The sequence below is a fragment of the Celeribacter indicus genome, assembly GCF_000819565.1.
GTDB classification, from domain to species: Bacteria; Pseudomonadota; Alphaproteobacteria; order Rhodobacterales; family Rhodobacteraceae; genus Celeribacter; species Celeribacter indicus.
Window position 1 is genome coordinate 1097686 of record NZ_CP004393.1, and the last position, 17070, is coordinate 1114755.

The following is a 17070-nucleotide window of genomic DNA, read 5'->3' on the forward strand; positions in this document are numbered from 1 at the left end:
GGGCCAGGCACCGGCCCCGCCTTTCGGTCAGTTGGCCTTCCGGATGTCCGAGACGAAGAATTGCGAGTTCAGCCCGTTCAGCGGATAGCCGGTCACGTTCGAGGTCGAGACCACGATCTGCGGGTAGAGGTAGAGCCACATGCTCGCCGCGTCCTCCGCGATGATCCGGTTGGCCTCGGCCAGCATTTCGGTCTGTTCCTCGACACTCGCGACATTCTCGCTCCCGGTCACCAGCCGGGTCACCTCCGGGTTGTCGTAGCCCCAGTAGAAATCCGGGTTGCCGTAGAAGACGATGTCGCGATGGTTCACATGTTCCTGCAACGTCGCCTCGAAGTCATGCGCCTTGTAGATCTTCGTGTACCATTCGTTCGCGGTGATGATGTTGATCTTCACCTCCACCCCGACCTTGGCCAGCTCGTTTTGCAGGAACTGCGCCACCACCGGGTGCGGGTCGTAATCCGGCGTGTCGAGCGTGAAGCTGAAGCCGTCGGCATAGCCGGCCTCCGCGAGCATCTCGCGCGCGCTGTCCGGATCGTAGGCGTTCACGCCGGTCAGGTCGGTATACCACGGATCGGTCGGCGGCACGAAGGAGCCGATCAGCGTGCCGTAATCGCCCCAGATCGCGCTCAGGAGTTTCTGCCTGTCCACGGCGCGGGCCAGCGCGGCGCGCACCGCGGGATCGCTGAACGGTTCGATCCGGTCGTTATAGGCCATCAGTTCCTTGGTCGTGGAGGCGCCCTCGGAGACGGTGAAGTCCGGGTTGTCGGTGAAAAGCGACAGGGCGTCCGGGCTCTGCACCGAGGTGATGATGTCCACGGCGCCGGTCAGCAGCGCGTTGTTCTGCGCGGTCGCATCGGTGAAATACTGGAACATCACGCCGCCATTCGACGGGGCCTCGCCCCAGTAGCCCTCGAAGGGCACCAGCGCCAGCGCCGAGCCGCGCCGCCATTCCTCGAGCGTATAGGGACCGGTGCCGTCCTCGCTGGCGGAAATGTCGGTGGCCGCGTCGTTGACGATCCAGACATAGGACAGGTTGTAGGGAAGCGAGATCGAGGGGGTTTTCAGCGTGACCACCACGGTGCGCTCGTCCGGCGTTTCGATCGTCTCGATCACGTCGAGCGTGCGCTTGCGCGAACTGGCCGAGCTTTCCGCCGTCACCCGCTCGATCGAGCTCTTCACGTCGGCGGCGGTCAGCGGATCGCCGGAATGGAAGCTCACGCCCTCCCTCAGGGTGAAGGTATAGGTCAGCCGGTCTTCGGAGATCGTGTACTCCTCGACCAGCTTCGGCTCGACATCCCCCGCGTCGGTCAGGACGAAAAGCGCCTCGTAGACGTTGCCGTTGAACGCCTCGTTGATCCCCTGTCCGGCACCGGCGGTGTTGTCGAGGTTCTGCGGCTCGTAGAGCGACCCGATGCCGATCGTGGCCTGCGGGTCGTGGTCCTGGGCGAAACCCGCCGCCGCGCCCAGCGAGAGGACGGAGGTCGCGGTCAGCGCGGCGATGGCGTTTGGAAGGAATTTCATCGGGGCAATCCTCGGAAGTTTCTGTGCGGACGGGCGGGGTCGGGGCGGCCGGAGGCGGACAGCTTTCAGTATAAACCGTTCGGGCTCCTCTTGAAAACGGCCTGCGGGACGGACCGCCGGACCCACAACGGTGTGTCATGTCCCGCAGCGGTGTTCAAGGGAAAGGCACGCGCCCGTATCGTGGGCGTGGCCGCGGGCCCGGCATGGGCGACGGACGAAAGGCGCCGCCTTTTCCGTGTCGCGGGAGTGCGGCGCCTGCGCTTCGGCGGCTTCTCCTCCCCCCTGTGCCGGTGCTATGTCCTCTCCATGCGCTACCATCACCTTGCCCGGCATCACGGCGTCGAACTCTACGAGGCATCCTTCAGCCGCCAGACCTTCGCCCGCCATGCCCATGAAGGCTTTGCCATCGGCGCGATCGCCGAAGGTGCCGGAGGCTATGTCTGCCGGGGCGAAAGCCTGATGCTGCCGGCCGGATCGCTGTCGCTGATGAATCCCGAGGAACCCCACACCGGCCATGCCGCCGCCGGGCATGTGCGCTACACCATGCTCTATGCCTCCGAGGCGGCGGTGCGTGCGATGCTCGGTCTGCGCGAGCTGCGCGGCTTTTCCGCCCTGGCGCCGCGGGACAGGGGCCTGCGGCTGACGCGGGCGCTCGCCCGGCTGGCCCATGTCCTGAATACGCCGGAACCGTCCGACCGGCCGCTCGCGGTCGACGAGGCGCTTCACGAGGTGCTGTTACTGGCCTTCAGCCAGTACGGCGGGGCGGAGCTGCGCCCGGCCGGACGGGAGCCCGCCGCCGTCAGGTTGCTCCGGGCGCGGATCGCGGCGGGGATCGCCGCCGGTGAGGCGCTGAGCCTGTCCGATCTGGCGGAGGAGGCCGGTCTGAGCCCGTCCTACCTGATCCGCAGCATCCGGCGCGCGACGGGGCTCACCCCGCATGCCCATGTCGTGCGGGCGCGGCTGGACCATGCGCGCCGGTCGCTGCTGGAGGGCCTTCCGGCCGCCGAGGCAGCCCTCGCCGCAGGGTTTTGCGACCAGGCGCATCTGATCCGGCAGTTTCGCCGCCATTACGGCGTGACGCCCGGTGCGCTGATCCGGCACTGACAGGTCAATTTCGTCCAATCCCCGCCGGCCGGATCCATGGCAGAACGCTCCGAAAAAGGGATCGTTTCTCATGTCGTTCAAACCTGTCCTCATTCTGTCCGCGGACCTGCCGCTGGGCCTCAAGACCAATTTCGCCGCCGTTCTCGGCATGAGCCTCGGACAGTTGCGCTCCGACCTGATCGGCGCGGAGACCCGGACCGGAGACGGGGTCGCGCTCGCCGGGATCACCCGCGTCGCCCTCCCGGTGCTCGGCGCGCCCGCCGCCGACCTGCCCGCGTTTTTCGCGGCGGCCGGGGACCTGCCGGTCCGGCTGGCTTACATGCGCGCGGCCTTCGAGGCGAAGGACTATGACGATTACGCCGCCCGGATCGCCGCCGCGCCGCTGGATGGTCACGCGCCCCAGGCGATCCTGCTCGGCGGTCCCAGAAAGGCCGTGGACCGGATCTGCGGCCGCCTGCCGCTGCTGCGCTGAGCCGTGCCGGCCTCCGGGAGGCATTGCGGGGACGTCGCCTGCGCGACCTGCGCCACGGTCAGGCGAAGCCGCCGTTCGCCCGCAGGATCTGTCCGTTGATCCACGCCCCGTCCGGCCCGGCGAGGAAGGAGACGGCACCGGCGATGTCCTCCGGCGTCCCGAGCCGTTCCAGCGGCGGCACCGCGGCGAGGCGCGCGATGTCCTCGTCGGTCTTGCCGTTGAGGAAAAGTTCCGTCGCGACCGGCCCCGGCGCCACCGCGTTCACCGTGATATTGCGCCCGCGAAGCTCGTTGGCGAAGACCCGCACGAGGCCCTCGACGCCGAGCTTAGAGGCGATATAGGCGCCGTATCCGGGAAAGTTCTTTGCCACGACGCTGCTCGAGACGGCGATGAACCGCCCGCCTTCGGCCATGTGCCGCGCGGCGCCGCACATCGCCAGGTAGGTGCCGCGCAGATTGGCCGCGATGGTGCGGTCGAAACTGTCGAGCGCGTCCCGCCCGATCGGGGCCAGATCCATGATGCCGGCGCAATTGACCACCACCGAGATCGGCGCGACCGCCTCGGCGGCATCGAACAGGCGGACGATATCGGCCTCCTCGGCCACGTCGCCCTGGACCGCGAAAGCCCGGCCGCCCGCCTGCGCGATCCCGGCGGCGACGGCCTCGGCCGCGTCCCGGCCGCTCCGGTACTGGAGCGCGACGGTGAAGCCGTCGGCGGCCAGCCGCGTCGCGACGCTGGCCCCGATGCCGCCCGAGCCGCCGGTGACGAGGGCGAGTTGCCGCGTTTCTGTCGTATGGTCTGCCATGTCCTGTCCTTTCGGAAACCCCGGCCGCTGCTGCGGCCCTGCACGGCAGAGAATGGGCTCCGGGATGACAAGTAAAACCCCCTGCGTGCTACTTGCTTTGAGTAGAATTTCTAATCAATGGGGATGTGATGCGGCCTTCGGATCTCGAAACCTTTCTCGCGGTCGCGAAGGCGGGAAGCTTTCGCGGGGCGGCGCAGGACAGGGGCGTCACCGGCTCCGCGCTGAGCCAGTCGGTGCGGGCGCTCGAGGAGGCGCTGGAGGTGCGGCTGTTCAACCGGACGACCCGCAGCGTGGCCCTGACCGAAGCGGGCGAACTGCTCTACGAAAGGCTTGCGCCGGCCTTCGACGACATCTGGACGGCGGTGGACGAGGTGCGGTCGCTGGGGCGGCGGCCGCAGGGCCGGGTCCGCATCAATGCGCCCGCCCCGGCGGTGGAGTGGCTGATCGCCCCGCATGTCCCCGCCTTCCTGGATGCCTATCCCGGAATTTCGCTCGAGGTGATCGCGGATGCGGGCCATGTCGATATCGTGGCGGAAGGCTACGATGCCGGGGTGCGCATGGGGCTCGAGATGGCGCGCGACATGATCGCGGTCCCCCTCGGGCCGGAACAGGATTACCCGGTGATGGCCGCGCCGGACTATATCGAAAGGGCCGGGCGCCCGGAGCGGCCGGAGGACCTGAGCCGGCACAACTGCATCCGCCACCGCTTTCCGGGCGGAACGATCTTCGGATGGTCCCTGTCGAAGGGCGAGGAGGAGATCACGCTCGCGCCGGAGGGCACCCTGACGGTGAACGACTCGCGCCACGCGGTTCATGCCGCCGTCCACGGGGTCGGGGTGGTCAGCGTCGCGGCGCCCTATGCCGCGGGGGAGCTCGCGGCGGGACGGCTCCTGCGCCTGCTGCCGGACTGGTCCACCGCGCGTCCGGCCTGGCATCTCTACTATCCCGGCCGGCGGCAGGTGCCGCCCGCGCTCCGTGCCTTCCTGCAATTCTTCCGCGCCGCGGCGCGACAGCCTCCGTCGCAGTCACCGGGCGGGGAAGGGATGTAGCGGGGCCGCAGCGGCGCGGGGTCAGTTCTCCCCGTCCGGGCCGGAGGGCGCCGTCGCCCTTGCGTCATAGTGCGCCTGAGCCGCCTCGATCTTTTCGAGGTGGCGAAAGGCCCACAGGCCGACCGACTGTATGGGATCCGCCAGCGAGTGCCCCAGCCCGGTGAGCTCGTAATCCACCCGCGGCGGGATCGAGGGCGTGACCGTGCGCGTGACGAGGCCGTTCCGTTCGAGATTACGCAGCGTCAGCGTCAGCATGCGCTGCGAAATGCCATCGACCCCGCGCTTGAGTTCGCTGAACCGCAGCGGCTGCTCGCGCAGGAGCATGATGACGAGCACGCTCCATTTCCCGGCGATGCTCGAGAGCACGCGCGAGGCTCTCAGGCAGTCGGCCGTATGGCGGATGACGGGTTCGGTTTCCTTCATGTGACCTCGGTCTCATTCCTGTGCCGTCTTGCGGCGCCTGTTCTGCGCCTCATATACCGGGTTACGAAAAGGAACCAGAAGTTTATCGACCCTCCTCCTGATCCGCCGGGAGGACCGGGCGTCCGAGGTACCGGACGCCCCGCCAGAAATCGGAGTGTGACATGACCGAGACCATCGACCTCGACAAGGCCCTTTATCCCGACCTCTCCGAGCGTCGTGTCGTCATCGCCGGGGGCACCGGAGACGTGGGCGAGGGCCTCGTCCGCGCCTGGCTGAAGACCGGGGCGCATGTGGTGGTGCCCTCCCGCAGCGAAGGCAAGGTCGGGGAGTTCCGGCAGGCGCTGTCCGATATCGGTACGCCGGAGACGCTGAGCTTCGCGGTCGGCGACTACACCGGCTTCGACGCGGCGCAGCGGATGGCGGAGCGCATCACGGCCGAGCACGGTCCGGTGACGGATGTCGTCGCCTCGATCGGCGGGTGGTGGCAGGGCAAACCGCTGTGGGAGATTTCGGAACAGGACTGGCAGCGGTATTTCGTCGGCATGACCACCGCCCATGTCGCCACCGCCCGTGCATGGAGCCCGCGCCTGCCGCGCACCGGCACCTACCAGCTGATCCTCGGCGGCAGCGCGGTCGCGCCGGTGCCCGGCGCCTCGATCATCAGCATGCAGCAGGCCGGGCTCCTGATGATGCGCCGCGTGCTGTCGGAGGAGGCGGGCGAGCGGCATCGCGTCGCGGCGCAGATCCTCGGCCCGGTCGTCACCCGCGCCCGCCGCCGCATCGACCCGGACTGGGTGACCAACGAGGAGGTGGGGCTGGTGTCCGCGGGGATTGCGGCGCGCCCGGAGGCGACGGGCGAGGATTACATCAGCCATGACAAGACACAGATGCTGGGAACGCTCCGGGGTCTGGGGCTTTATCCGCAATGACCGGACGTGTGGTATGACACGGATGGCCGCTCCTTCGACTCGGGCGAGGCGAGGGACGGTCCGCCCTCCCGCCCTGCCGCCGGCAAGGCGGAACACAAGATGGAGAATGCCATGAAAGCTGTGCAGTTCAGTGAATACGGAGGACCGGAGGTCCTGAAACTGGTCGAGATCGACGAACCGCATGCCGGCCCCGGCCAGGTGCGGATCGCGGTTCGCGCGGCCGGGGTCAATCCCGCCGACTGGAAGCGGCGCGCGGGGTATTTCCGCGATTTCATGCCGCTGGAGTTTCCCTATACCGTCGGGTTCGAGGCCGCCGGGATCGTGGACGAGATCGGCGAGGGCGTGTCCGGCGTCTCGGTGGGGGACGCGGTGTTCGGCCTCGGCTCGGGCGCGACGGCGGAATATGCCGTGCTGAAGAGCTGGGCCGGAAAGCCCGAGGATATGCCCTTCGAGGTGGCCGGCGGGCTCGCGGTGATCGCGGAAACCGCGGCGCGCAGCCTTGACGAGGCCGGTGCCAAGGCCGGCGATACCGTCCTGCTGAGCGGCGCCGCCGGCGGGGTGGGCACTGCCGCGATCCAGATCGCCCGCGCGCGCGCCATGACCGTCATCGGAACCGCGAGCGAACCGAAACACGACTACCTGCGCAGCCTCGGCGCCATCCCGACGACCTATGGCCCCGGACTTGCCGACCGCGTGCGCGACCTTGCGCCCGAGGGGGTGGATGTGGCGATCGACATCGCCGGATCGGACATCATTCCCGAGCTGATCGGGATCGTCGGGGATGCCTCGCGAGTCCTGTCCATCGCGGATTTCACCGCGCCGGAACAGGGCGCCAAATTTTCCACCACACCGCAGGAGCATCCCGAGCGGGCGCTCGAGGAGGCGGCCCGGCTCTATTCCGAGGGGGCGCTGCGCCTGAAGGTGGAGCGGGCCTTCCCGCTTGCGCAGGTCGGGGAGGCCCAGGCGCTCAGCGAAACCGGCCATGTCACCGGCAAGATCGTCGTGACCGTCGACGCGTGAGCGGTCCGGTTGCGCGGCCACGGGACGGCTGCGGCCCCCCTTGCGGGGAGGGGCTGCGGGCATGGCCGCGCGGGATCGCCCCGGTCACGACCTCCTGCACCCCGGCCGCATGGCGTGGCCGGGGTGCATCGAGCCTCTGGATCAGATCGTCTTGATGATCGGCGTGATGCCGCCATCGATGATGAAATCCGAGCCGGTGACCCAGGCCGACTCGTCGGAGGCCAGGTAAAGCGCGCAGCCGGCGATATCCTCGGGTTGCCCTGACCGTCCCATCGGCTGCATGCTGTTCATCTGTGCAAGCTGCTCCTCGCTCAGCACGCCGAGCGCCGGCGTCAGGATCGTGCCGGGAGAGATCGAGTTGACGCGGATATTGTGCGGCGCCCCCTCGGCCGCCAGTTGCCGTGTCATCGACAGCACCCCGCCCTTGGCCGCGGCATGCGCCGTCTGTCCGGCCGCGCCATAGCCGCGATGGGCCGTCACCGAGGAGGTGTTGATGATGACGCCGCCGCCCTGGGCGAGGAAGTGGTTCCACACCGCGCTGACCGCGTAGAAGACGATGTCGAGTTCGGCGCGGATGGTGTAGGACCATTCCTCCCGCGTCATCTCGCCGATCGGGCGCATCTTCGGGTTGCCGGCATTGTTATAGAGCACGTCGATCTTCCCGGCGGCGGCGATGCCGTCCTCGATCCAGCGCGTCACCGCGTCGGGGTCGGTCAGGTCGACGATGGAGGAGTCCATCCTGCCGCCGGCCTCGCGGACCATCGCGGCGGTTTCCGCCGCTTCCTTCTCCTTGAGGTCGCAGCCGATGACATGCGCGCCCTCCCTGGCGAAGAGAAGCGCGGCGGCGCGCCCCTGTCCGCCGGCCGTTCCGGTGATGAACACGACCTTGTTGTCCAGTCTTCCCATAATGTTCTCCTGCTTTAAAAGAATAATGATGTCGGGGCGTTATCTGGTAGGCACAGAGCCGTCCGCCCCCGACGGCCTGTTTCCCGCGCGCGAATGTCGCCCTTTTCCGCCGAACGCCGGTGGACCGGCGGGCGATCGCACCCCGCGCTGCGCCGTCGCATGCGGGACTGGTCCTCCTGCGAGGGCTCTACGGATTTCTGTTGCGCGGAGAAGAGCGCGCCATGTCCGCCGAGCACCGTCAGGATGCGTTCCGAGGGTGCCCGCGACGTCCAGCCCACATGGTCTAGGTGGTCGTTTGACATGGTCTCGCGGATGCTTTTCAAAGCTGACACTTGTTTTATTATCCGCTCGGGCCGCATGGTGCAAGTCCGCTTTCACCGACCGGCGATGCGGGCCGGCCCGTCGGCGGCGCGGGATCGGGCGAGCATGCCCTTTTCCCCCGCAGAGCCCTCCGGCAGGAGATCCCGGCGGTATATTTTTCAAAGTGAGTGCTTGACATATTTGCCGAACTCTTTTTCAAAGAAACATCTTGGAAAAATAGAGTCGCCACCCGGAAAATCCGGTGCGGACTCGGCAAGGAGGCTAACATGTTGTCCGTTTTCACCTGGTGCAGCGGCGGGGCGCGCGGCGTTTCACGATTTGCGGACCGCCCGGAGACGGGCGCGAAGGCCCTGGTCCTCACCGTCCTCGCGGGACTGTCCTCCGCCATGGCCCTCCCGGCTCACGCCCAGGATTTTCCGCCGAGCGCCGTCGGCGTCATGATCGCCGAGCCGCAGAGACTGGCGGTCGCTTCCGAGCTTCCGGGCCGGATCAGCGCCACCCGCGTTGCCGAGGTCCGGCCGCGGGTCAGCGGCATCATCGAGAGCCGGGTGTTCGAGCAGGGCAGCCTCGTCTCGGAGGGCGACGTGCTCTTCCGCCTCGACCGCGCCACCTATGAGATCGCCGTGGAGGCCGCGCGGGCAAACGTCGCCCGCGCCGAAGCCGTGCTGGCCGACGCGCGGCAGACGGAACGCCGCTACACCTCGCTGAACGAACGCAACGTCACCAGCCGGGCGGATTTCGACTCGGTCGTCACCGCGCGGTTGCAGGCCGAGGCGGGGCTTGCCGAGGCGCAGGCACAGTTGCACGCGGCCGAAATCAACCTCGGCTATACCGAGATCCGGGCGCCGATTTCGGGACGGACCGGCCGTGCGCTCACCACCGAAGGCGCACTCGTGTCGGCGCAGGGCGAGGTGCTGACGACGATCCAGCAGCTCGACGTGGTCTATGCCGACATGCAGCAGCCGGTGTCCGAACTCCTGCGCCTGCGCCGCGCATTGGCCGCCGGGGAGCTGACGGAGGTCGTGCCCGGCGAGGCCAAGGTCGCTCTCTATCTCGACGACGGCACGCTCTATCCGCATCCCGGCCGGCTGCTCTTTGCCGAGGCCTCGGTCGAACGCTCGAGCGGGCAGGTCACGCTGCGTGCGGAAGTGCCCAATCCCGAGGGCACGCTGCTGCCCGGCATGTATGTGCGGGTTTCGGTCGAGCAGGCGGTGCAGGAGGATGCGATCCTGATCCCCCGGCAGGCGCTGCGCCGCGACGCCTCGGGAGAGGCGCAGGTGATGGTCGTGGGGCCGGAAGGCACGGTCGTGATGCGCCCCGTCACGCCGGGCCGCAACGCGGGCAACAGCGTCAATATCGACGAAGGGCTGGACGAAGGCGAGATGGTGATCGTGGACGGGTTCCAGAAGATCGGCCCCGGCGCGCCGGTGCAGCCGGTCTGCTGGAGCGATCCGGCGGCGCAAGACGACGCTCAGGCCGATGCCTGTGCGCGGCGTGTGGACACGCTCACCTCCGAACAGACGAACTGAGGCCCGATCATGGCTAGATTTTTCATCGACAACCCGGTTCTGGCCTGGGTGATCGCCATCTTCATCTCCATCGCCGGGCTGTTGTCCCTGCCGATGCTGCCGGTGGCGCAATATCCCGATGTGGCGCCGCCGCAGGTGACGATCTCGACACGCTTCGCCGGCTCCTCGCCCGAAGATCTCTATCAGCAGGTCACCCAGCCGATCGAGGAGGAGCTGAACGGCATTCCCGGCATGCTCTATTACGAATCCACGTCGGAGGCGACCGGCGCGGTCACCATCACCGTGACCTTCGCCTCGGGCACCAATATCGCACAGGCGGTGGTGGATACGCAGAACCGGTTGCGCCGGGTGGAATCCTCCCTGCCGCCGCAGGTGCAGCAGGAGGGGCTTCTGGTCGAGGAGGCCAGCTCCGCCTACCTCTTGTATGTCTCGCTTTCCGCCACGGAGGGATCGGATCTCGACCTCGTCGCCCTGGCCGATTTCGCGACGCGCAACGTGCTCAACGAGATCCGCCGCGTCCCCGGCGTCGGCAAGGCGCAGCTCTTCGCGGCCGAGCGTGCCATGCGTGTCTGGATCGACCCGGCCAAGCTGGTGGGGCTCGACCTGTCGGTGACCGACATCACCGCCGCCATCACCGAGCAGAACGCTCAGGTCGCCGCCGGCTCGGTCGGTGTCGATCCCGCGCCCGCGGGGCAGCAGACGCAGGCGACCTTGCTCGTCACCGGCCAGTTGCGCAGCCCCGAGGAATTCGGCCAGATCGTGCTGCGGGCGCGTGACGACGGGGCCCTCGTGCGCCTGTCGGATGTCGCCCGGATCGAGGTCGACGCGGAGCTCTATTCCTTCCAGTCCTATCTGAACGGCCAGGAGGCGGCGCAGATCGGCATCCAGCTTTCCCCGACCGGCAACGCGCTCGACACCGCGCAGGGGGTGAAGGACCTTCTCGAGGAGCTCGCGCCGACCTTCCCCGCGGGCGTAGAATACGCCATCCCCTATGACACCACGCCCTTCGTCGCCGCCTCGATCGAAAAGGTGGTGCACACGCTGATGGAGGCGGTCGCGCTGGTTTTCGTGGTGATGCTGATCTTCCTGCAAAGCTTCCGCTACACCGTCATCCCGATGCTGGTCGTGCCGATCGCGCTCGCCGGGACGATGGCCGTCATGCTCGGGGCGGGCTTCTCGATCAACGTGCTGACCATGTTCGCGATGATCCTCGCCATCGGCATCCTCGTCGACGACGCCATCGTGGTGGTCGAGAATGTCGAACGGATCATGTCGGAGGAAGGGCTTTCTCCGAAGGAGGCCGCGAAGAAGGCCATGGACCAGATCTCCGGCGCCATCGTCGGCATCACGCTGGCGCTGATGGCGGTCTTCGTGCCGCTCGCCTTCTTCCCCGGCTCGGTCGGCATCATCTATCAGCAGTTCTCGCTGACCATGGTGGTCTCGATCTTCTTCTCGGCCTTCCTCGCCCTGTCGCTGACGCCGGCGCTCTGCGCGACCTTCCTCAAGCCGATCCCCAAGGGGCACGGCCATGCAAAGCGCGGCCCGGCGGGCTGGTTCAACCGCAATTTCGACCGCGCTTCCAGGGGCTATGCCGGGCTGGTGGGCAGGCTGGTCCGGCGGTCGGGCAGGATGATGGTGATCTATGCCGCGCTGGTCGCCGGCCTCGCCTGGTTCTACGTGCAGATCCCCGCCGCCTTCCTGCCGCAGGAGGACCAGGGCTACCTGATCGCGAGCATGCAGTCCCCGCCGGAGGCGACGTCCTACCGGATGCGGGAGGTGACGAAGACGGCCGAGGACTTCGCCCTCTCCACGGAAGGGGTCAAGGACATCATCACGATCCAGGGCTTTTCCTTCTCCGGGCAGGGGCCGAACTCTGCCGTCAGCTTCCTCACGCTCGAGGATTGGGAGGAGCGCAGCACGCCCGACCTCAGCGCCGGCGCGCTCGCCGGAAAGATGTCGGGAATGCTGTTCTCGATCCGCGACAGCTTTGCCTTCGCCATCTCGCCGCCGCCGATCCAGGGGCTGGGCACCGGCTCGGGCTTTTCCTTCCGGCTTCAGGACCGCGGCAACCACGGCAATGCCGCGCTTCAGGAGGTGGCGGGGCAGATCATGGCCGGCGCGGCCGCAAGCCCCGTCCTCGGACAGGTCTATGTCGAAGGGCTGGAACCGGGACCGCAACTCAACCTGCGGGTCGACCGGGAAAAGGCCAATGCCTTCGGCGTCACCTTCGGAGAGATCAACCGCACGATCTCGGTCGCGCTCGGTTCCGGCTATGTCAACGACTTCCCCAGCAACGGCAAGATGCAGAGCGTCATCGTGCAGGCCGAGCCCTATGCCCGCGCCAATATCGAGGAGGTGATGAAGCTGAACGTGCGCAACGTGCAGGGCGGGATGGTGCCGCTGTCCTCCTTCGCCTCGGCGGACTGGGGCTTCGGCCCGACGCAGATCGTCGGTTACAATGGCTATCCCTCGATCCGCATCAACGGCGAGGCCGCGCCCGGCTATTCCTCCGGCGAGGCGCTCGCGGAGATGGAGCGGCTCGTCGCCGACCTGCCGCCGGGCTTCACCCACCAGTGGACCGGCCAGTCCTTGCAGGAGATCGAGAGCGGCAGTCAGGCGCCGATCCTGATCGGCCTGTCGGTGCTGTTCGTCTTCCTCTGCCTTGCGGGGCTCTACGGAAGCTGGTCGATCCCCTTCGCGGTGATGCTGATCGTGCCGATGGGCGCCATCGGGACGGTGGCGGCGGTGACGCTGACCGGCCTGGCGAATGACGTGTTCTTCACCGTGGGCCTCATCACCATCGTCGGGCTGTCGGCCAAGAACGCGATCCTGATCGTCGAAGTCGCGAAGGATCTCATCATGGAGGGACGCGGATTGCTCGACGCCACGATCGAGGCCTGCCGGCTGCGCTTCCGGCCGATCCTGATGACCTCGCTCGCCTTCACCATGGGCGTGGTGCCGATGGCCATCGCCACCGGTCCCTCGGCCGCGAGCCAGAACGCCATCGGCACCAACGTGGTCGGCGGCATGATCTCCGCCACGGTGCTGGGCGTGCTGTTCGCGCCGGTGTTCTTCGTCTTCGTGATGAAGCTGACATCGACCCACAAGCGGCTGCGGCGTCCTGCCGCCGGTGAGGAGACGTCCTCCGTCTCGCAACCGACCTGAGCGGTGGTGCGGCGGGGAGGGCGGCCGGATTTCGGCCGCTCCTCCCCGGTCCGCCGGTTTCGCGCCCTCAGGACGGTGTCGCGGCGCCCGGACCGGCGGGGCTTTCCAGAAGCGCGAAATTCCGCCTCAGGCAGTCGGCGAGCGGACGCCCGTCCTCCTGTGTCCGCCTCTCATCGAGGGCGAGGCGCAGGGCGCCCGCCGCCATCATCGCCATGACGCGCAGGCCGTCCCGCCGGTCCGGCGCCGGCCATATTTCGCACATGGTCTCGAAGAGGACCTGCTCGATCTCGATGAACAGCGCGGTCTTGCGCGCCCGCAGCGCCTCGGTCGAGCGCAGCAGCCGGTCGATCGTGACCGATTCGCGGGTTTCGTAGCGCGAGGCGAGGTGCAGGAAACAGTCCAGCGCGGCGGCGAGCGGGGTCTGGTCCGGCGGCTGTTCCCGCATCGCACCGCGCAGCGCCTGGGGAAAGCCGCTGCCATCCCGTGCCAGCAGCACCTCCTCCTTCGAGCGGAAATAATAGAAGAACGTCCGGCGCGAGATCCCCGCCGCCGCCGCGATCATGTCGAGCGTCGTGGCCTCGTAACCGTTCTCCACGAAGAGTCTCAGACCGGCCTCGACGATCCGCTCGCGCGTCTCGCGGCGCTTTCGGGCGCGCAATCCTCCGGTGTTTTCCGATGTGCTGTCCATGCCCTCCTTTTGCCATGCCGCGACAGACTTGAAAAGTTGCACCGAGTGCAATATTAAAATCGCACCAAGTGCAATTTTATAGGAATTGGCTCATGTCCCACGAAAAGGTCTGGTTCGTCACCGGCGCCTCCGGCGGTTTTGGTCGCCTCTGGTCGGAAGCGGCGCTCGAGCGGGGCGACAAGGTCGTCGCCACCGCCCGCAAGCCGCAGGCGCTCGACGCGCTCGTGCAAAAATACGGCGACGCGGTGCTCGTCTTGCCGCTCGACGTCACAGACCGCGCGGCGGTGTTCGACACGGTGGCACAGGCGCACCACCATTTCGGCCGGCTCGACGTGATCCTCAGCAATGCGGGCTACGGCTACATGAGCGCGGTCGAGGAGATCGACATCGACAAGGCCAGGGCGAATTTCGAGACGAATGTCTGGGGCACGCTGAACGTGCTCCAGGCGGTGCTGCCCTGTCTGCGCGCGCAGGGCAGCGGCCATATCCTGACGCTGTCGAGCATCGCGGGCATGGTCAGCCTGCCCACGGGGGGCAGCTATATCGCCTCGAAATGGGCGGTGGAGGCGCTGTCCGAGGGGCTGGCGGGCGAGGTCGCGGGCTTCGGCATCAAGGTGACGATCGTCGAGCCGGGCAGTTTCTCCACCGGCTTTCGCGCGGCGACGCAGCTCGAGACCGCGATGCCCGCCTATGCGCAACTGCGTGCCGACCAGCACGGCAAGTTCAACGGCGCGATCATCGGGGATCCGGACGCGACGGTGCCTGCCATCCTCAAGCTGGTGGATTCCGAGGATCCGCCGCTGCGCCTGATCCTCGGCAACTGGCTGCTGCCGATGGTCAAGGACCACTACCGCAGCCGGCTCGAGACCTGGGAGGCCTGGGCGGACGTCTCGAACGCCGCGCAGGGCGCCCCGCGCGTGTGACCACTGCGGGCCGGGGGGAGGGGACAGGCGTTCCCCGGTCCGCCGACCGGCGAGGAACGGCGGCGCTACCGATCCCGCTGGTGGACGAAGCGGCGCAGGATCTCGAAGAAATTCAACAGGTGCGGACGCCGGTTGTCGAGCCGTGCGTGGATCGTCAGGCGGGTGCCGGGATTCTCGCCCGTGAAGGGGCGGAAGGTGACGCCGGGGCGGCTGACCTGGCTGACGCTGCGGGGCACGACCGAGAGGCCCACCCCCACGGAAACGAGGGAAATCGCGGTCTGGTAGTCCTGCGCGAAGGCCTGATCGCGCGGCGTGAACCCGTTCATTTCGCAGCAGCGCAGCACATCGTCGGCGAAGCTCGGGCGCGGTCGGCGCGGGTAGAGGACGAAGGTCTGGGATTCGAGTTCGGACAGGGCGACGGCCGCGCTGCGGGTCGCGAGGGACGAGTTGTCCGGCAGGGCGAGCACCAGCGGTTCGTCCGTCAGCAGGACCGAGCGCAGATCCTGCCCCTTCAGCGCGGGGCGGGCGACGGCGATGTCGATGTCCTGCTGGACGAGCGCCCGTTCCAGTTCGGCGTTGTTCATCGCGGCGAGCGAAAGGTCGACGCCGGGATAATGCGACCGGTAGGATTTGATCAGCGTCGGAAGGGGGCCGTGGGTGGCCGAGCCGACGAAGGCGATGCGCAGCCGGCCGGCCCCGCCGTGGCCGATCAGCCGGGCCTCCCGATAGGCGCTGTCGAGGCGGTCGACCAGATCGCGGGCCCGCTCGAGAAAGACCTCTCCCGCGGGCGTCAGCCGGATCTGGCTGCGGGAGCGGTCGAAGAGCTTTGCGTCGAGGTCGCGTTCGAGTGCGGCGATCTGCCGGCTGAGCGGGGGCTGGGCCATCTCGAGGCGCGCGGCCGCACGACCGAAATGCAGATCCTCTGCGACCGCGATGAAATATTTCAGCCGTTTCAGTTCCACGCGGAGCCCGCCTTTCGCCTCCCCGATCTAGCCCATGCGGGCGAGCGCGTCGAGAAAGTGCGGCCGGAAGGCCTCGGGGTTCTCGCTCATGGGAAAATGGCCGATGCCGGGCATCAGCGCAAGCGTGGCTCCCGGAATCGCCCGCGCGGTGCGTTCGGCATCCTCGGGCGTGCAGGTCATGTCGTATTCGCCGACCATGATGTGCAGGGGCCGGGTCGAGGTGTCGATCTGCCCGAGCCGTCCCACGAGGCTGTCGTCGCGGGTGTAGAAGCTCAGGTCGCCGCGGAACACGCCCGGTCCCGACTGCATGAACATCCACTGGGTGTTCCAGCGCTCGACCTCCGGGCCCTGCGGCGCGATATTGGCCGAGACGAGGGCGGCCCCCATCTCCCCGCCATGGGCGTCGGGACGATGGAACCAGTCGATGTCGTACCAGGCGGGCTGGAAGTCCGAGGCCTCGATGGCGATGAAGCCCCTGAAGGGTTCGGGATGGCGCAGCGCCAGTTGCAGCGCGATCCGCCCGCCCATGGAACAGCCCGCGTAGACCGGTTTCTCAAGCCCGAGCGCGGCGACCATGGCGAGCACCACCTCCATGTAGAATTCGGTGGTCAGGAGATATTCCTCGGTCTGCCAGCCCTCCGGGGGCAGGGACTTGCCATGCCAGGGCATGTCCACCGCGATGATGCGATGGCTGTCGGTCACCGCGGGATCGTTCATGATGTGGCGCCATTGCCGGGTATCGGCGCCTGCCGTGTGAAAGCAGATCACCGGCTGGCCCTGTCCCGCTTCCTCGAAGAAGATGCGGTACGGGCGGCCGCCGGCCTCGATGGTCACGTAGCGGCCGGTGATGGGTTCGAACTGGCTCATGCGGAGACCTCCCGGCCGAGGGCCATGAATTCCTTGAAGAAGCGAAGGTTCTTGACCAGGACGAGGATGTCTCCCTCGATCCGGCCGCGGCCCGTCTTCACGAAGCCGAAGATGTCGTGGAAGCCCGGTTCGGGCACCGGCTCCCAGAATTTCATCAGAGCCGCATGGTCGACGCGCAGGGCGAAACGCCAGGGGATCTTGCGGGAGGGGCCGGTGCGGATGTCCTCGATGCGCCCGCGGTGAAAGGTCAGGTAATATTCCGCCGGACCCACCTCGATCAGCACGGTTTCGGAAAAGAGTGCGCCGAGGCGCGCCAGATGCGCCCGGCCCGCCAGCATCTCGGCCATGGCGGACAGGCGGGGCAGCAGATCGGTCTCGCCCATGGG

General features: G+C 67.8%; 16 protein-coding genes. 8 read left to right on the plus strand and 8 right to left on the minus strand.

The window, feature by feature from the left end; all coding sequences use genetic code 11:
- Positions 1-27: 27 nt before the first annotated feature.
- Positions 28-1521, minus strand: coding sequence for an ABC transporter substrate-binding protein (locus P73_RS05610; RefSeq protein ID WP_043868821.1), 1494 nt, complete (start codon positions 1519-1521; stop codon positions 28-30).
- Positions 1522-1827: 306 nt separating this feature from the next.
- On the opposite strand from P73_RS05610, the gene P73_RS05615 reads away from it, so the two are divergent.
- Positions 1828-2625: an AraC family transcriptional regulator gene (locus P73_RS05615; protein WP_043871418.1), complete on the plus strand. Its 798-nt coding sequence runs from the start codon at positions 1828-1830 to the stop codon at positions 2623-2625.
- Between the two features lie 70 nt (positions 2626-2695).
- Positions 2696-3097, plus strand: coding sequence for a DUF2000 domain-containing protein (locus P73_RS05620; RefSeq protein ID WP_043868822.1), 402 nt, complete (start codon positions 2696-2698; stop codon positions 3095-3097).
- A gap of 58 nt (positions 3098-3155) precedes the next feature.
- Here the strand turns inward: P73_RS05620 and P73_RS05625 are convergent, their stop codons facing one another.
- Entirely contained in the window at positions 3156-3902 is a 747-nt protein-coding gene (locus P73_RS05625; protein ID WP_043868823.1) for an SDR family oxidoreductase, read from the minus strand.
- Positions 3903-4030: 128 nt separating this feature from the next.
- Here P73_RS05625 and P73_RS05630 point away from each other — a divergent pair, with 128 nt between their 5' ends.
- On the plus strand, positions 4031-4951 hold the full coding sequence (locus tag P73_RS05630) for a LysR family transcriptional regulator (protein ID WP_052453059.1): 921 nt from the start codon (positions 4031-4033) through the stop codon (positions 4949-4951).
- A 21-nt stretch (positions 4952-4972) separates the two neighbouring features.
- Here P73_RS05630 and P73_RS05635 read toward each other — a convergent pair whose 3' ends face one another.
- The gene (locus P73_RS05635) at positions 4973-5374 is read right to left on the minus strand and encodes a winged helix-turn-helix transcriptional regulator (protein ID WP_043868824.1); all 402 of its coding nucleotides are present in this window, start codon (positions 5372-5374) and stop codon (positions 4973-4975) included.
- Positions 5375-5535: 161 nt separating this feature from the next.
- On the opposite strand from P73_RS05635, the gene P73_RS24280 reads away from it, so the two are divergent.
- Together P73_RS24280 and P73_RS05645 are read left to right on the plus strand one after the other, a co-directional pair.
- Positions 5536-6303, plus strand: a complete 768-nt coding sequence (locus tag P73_RS24280) for an SDR family NAD(P)-dependent oxidoreductase (RefSeq protein WP_052453060.1) — start codon at positions 5536-5538, stop codon at positions 6301-6303.
- Positions 6304-6414: 111 nt separating this feature from the next.
- Complete coding sequence (locus P73_RS05645) at positions 6415-7323, plus strand: NADP-dependent oxidoreductase (RefSeq protein WP_043871420.1); 909 nt, start codon at positions 6415-6417, stop codon at positions 7321-7323.
- A gap of 141 nt (positions 7324-7464) precedes the next feature.
- Here P73_RS05645 and P73_RS05650 read toward each other — a convergent pair whose 3' ends face one another.
- Positions 7465-8229 (minus strand): SDR family NAD(P)-dependent oxidoreductase, encoded by a 765-nt coding sequence (locus P73_RS05650; protein WP_052453061.1) that lies wholly within the window; start codon positions 8227-8229, stop codon positions 7465-7467.
- A 587-nt stretch (positions 8230-8816) separates the two neighbouring features.
- Between P73_RS05650 and P73_RS05655 the strand changes: the two genes are divergently transcribed.
- Together P73_RS05655 and P73_RS05660 are read left to right on the plus strand one after the other, a co-directional pair.
- Complete coding sequence (locus tag P73_RS05655) at positions 8817-10079, plus strand: efflux RND transporter periplasmic adaptor subunit (RefSeq protein ID WP_052453062.1); 1263 nt, start codon at positions 8817-8819, stop codon at positions 10077-10079.
- A 9-nt stretch (positions 10080-10088) separates the two neighbouring features.
- Positions 10089-13244 carry an efflux RND transporter permease subunit gene (locus tag P73_RS05660; RefSeq protein ID WP_043868827.1) on the plus strand — a complete coding sequence of 1052 codons (3156 nt, stop codon included), beginning with the start codon at positions 10089-10091 and terminating at the stop codon, positions 13242-13244.
- A 67-nt stretch (positions 13245-13311) separates the two neighbouring features.
- Here the strand turns inward: P73_RS05660 and P73_RS05665 are convergent, their stop codons facing one another.
- The gene (locus tag P73_RS05665; protein ID WP_043868828.1) at positions 13312-13932 is read right to left on the minus strand and encodes a TetR/AcrR family transcriptional regulator; all 621 of its coding nucleotides are present in this window, start codon (positions 13930-13932) and stop codon (positions 13312-13314) included.
- 92 nt (positions 13933-14024) lie between these two features.
- Between P73_RS05665 and P73_RS05670 the strand changes: the two genes are divergently transcribed.
- Complete coding sequence (locus tag P73_RS05670; protein ID WP_043868829.1) at positions 14025-14855, plus strand: SDR family NAD(P)-dependent oxidoreductase; 831 nt, start codon at positions 14025-14027, stop codon at positions 14853-14855.
- Between the two features lie 65 nt (positions 14856-14920).
- Here P73_RS05670 and P73_RS05675 read toward each other — a convergent pair whose 3' ends face one another.
- Genes P73_RS05675 through P73_RS05685 form a run of 3 tightly spaced genes read right to left on the minus strand, consistent with a single transcriptional unit; the run spans position 14921 to position 17067 of the window.
- Positions 14921-15817 carry a LysR family transcriptional regulator gene (locus P73_RS05675; protein WP_043868830.1) on the minus strand — a complete coding sequence of 299 codons (897 nt, stop codon included), beginning with the start codon at positions 15815-15817 and terminating at the stop codon, positions 14921-14923.
- A gap of 27 nt (positions 15818-15844) precedes the next feature.
- Positions 15845-16684: an alpha/beta fold hydrolase gene (locus P73_RS05680; RefSeq protein ID WP_043868831.1), complete on the minus strand. Its 840-nt coding sequence runs from the start codon at positions 16682-16684 to the stop codon at positions 15845-15847.
- On the minus strand, positions 16681-17067 hold the full coding sequence (locus tag P73_RS05685) for a hypothetical protein (RefSeq protein ID WP_043868832.1): 387 nt from the start codon (positions 17065-17067) through the stop codon (positions 16681-16683). The genes P73_RS05680 and P73_RS05685 overlap by 4 nt, the downstream gene beginning before the upstream one ends.
- Positions 17068-17070 lie beyond the last annotated feature (3 nt).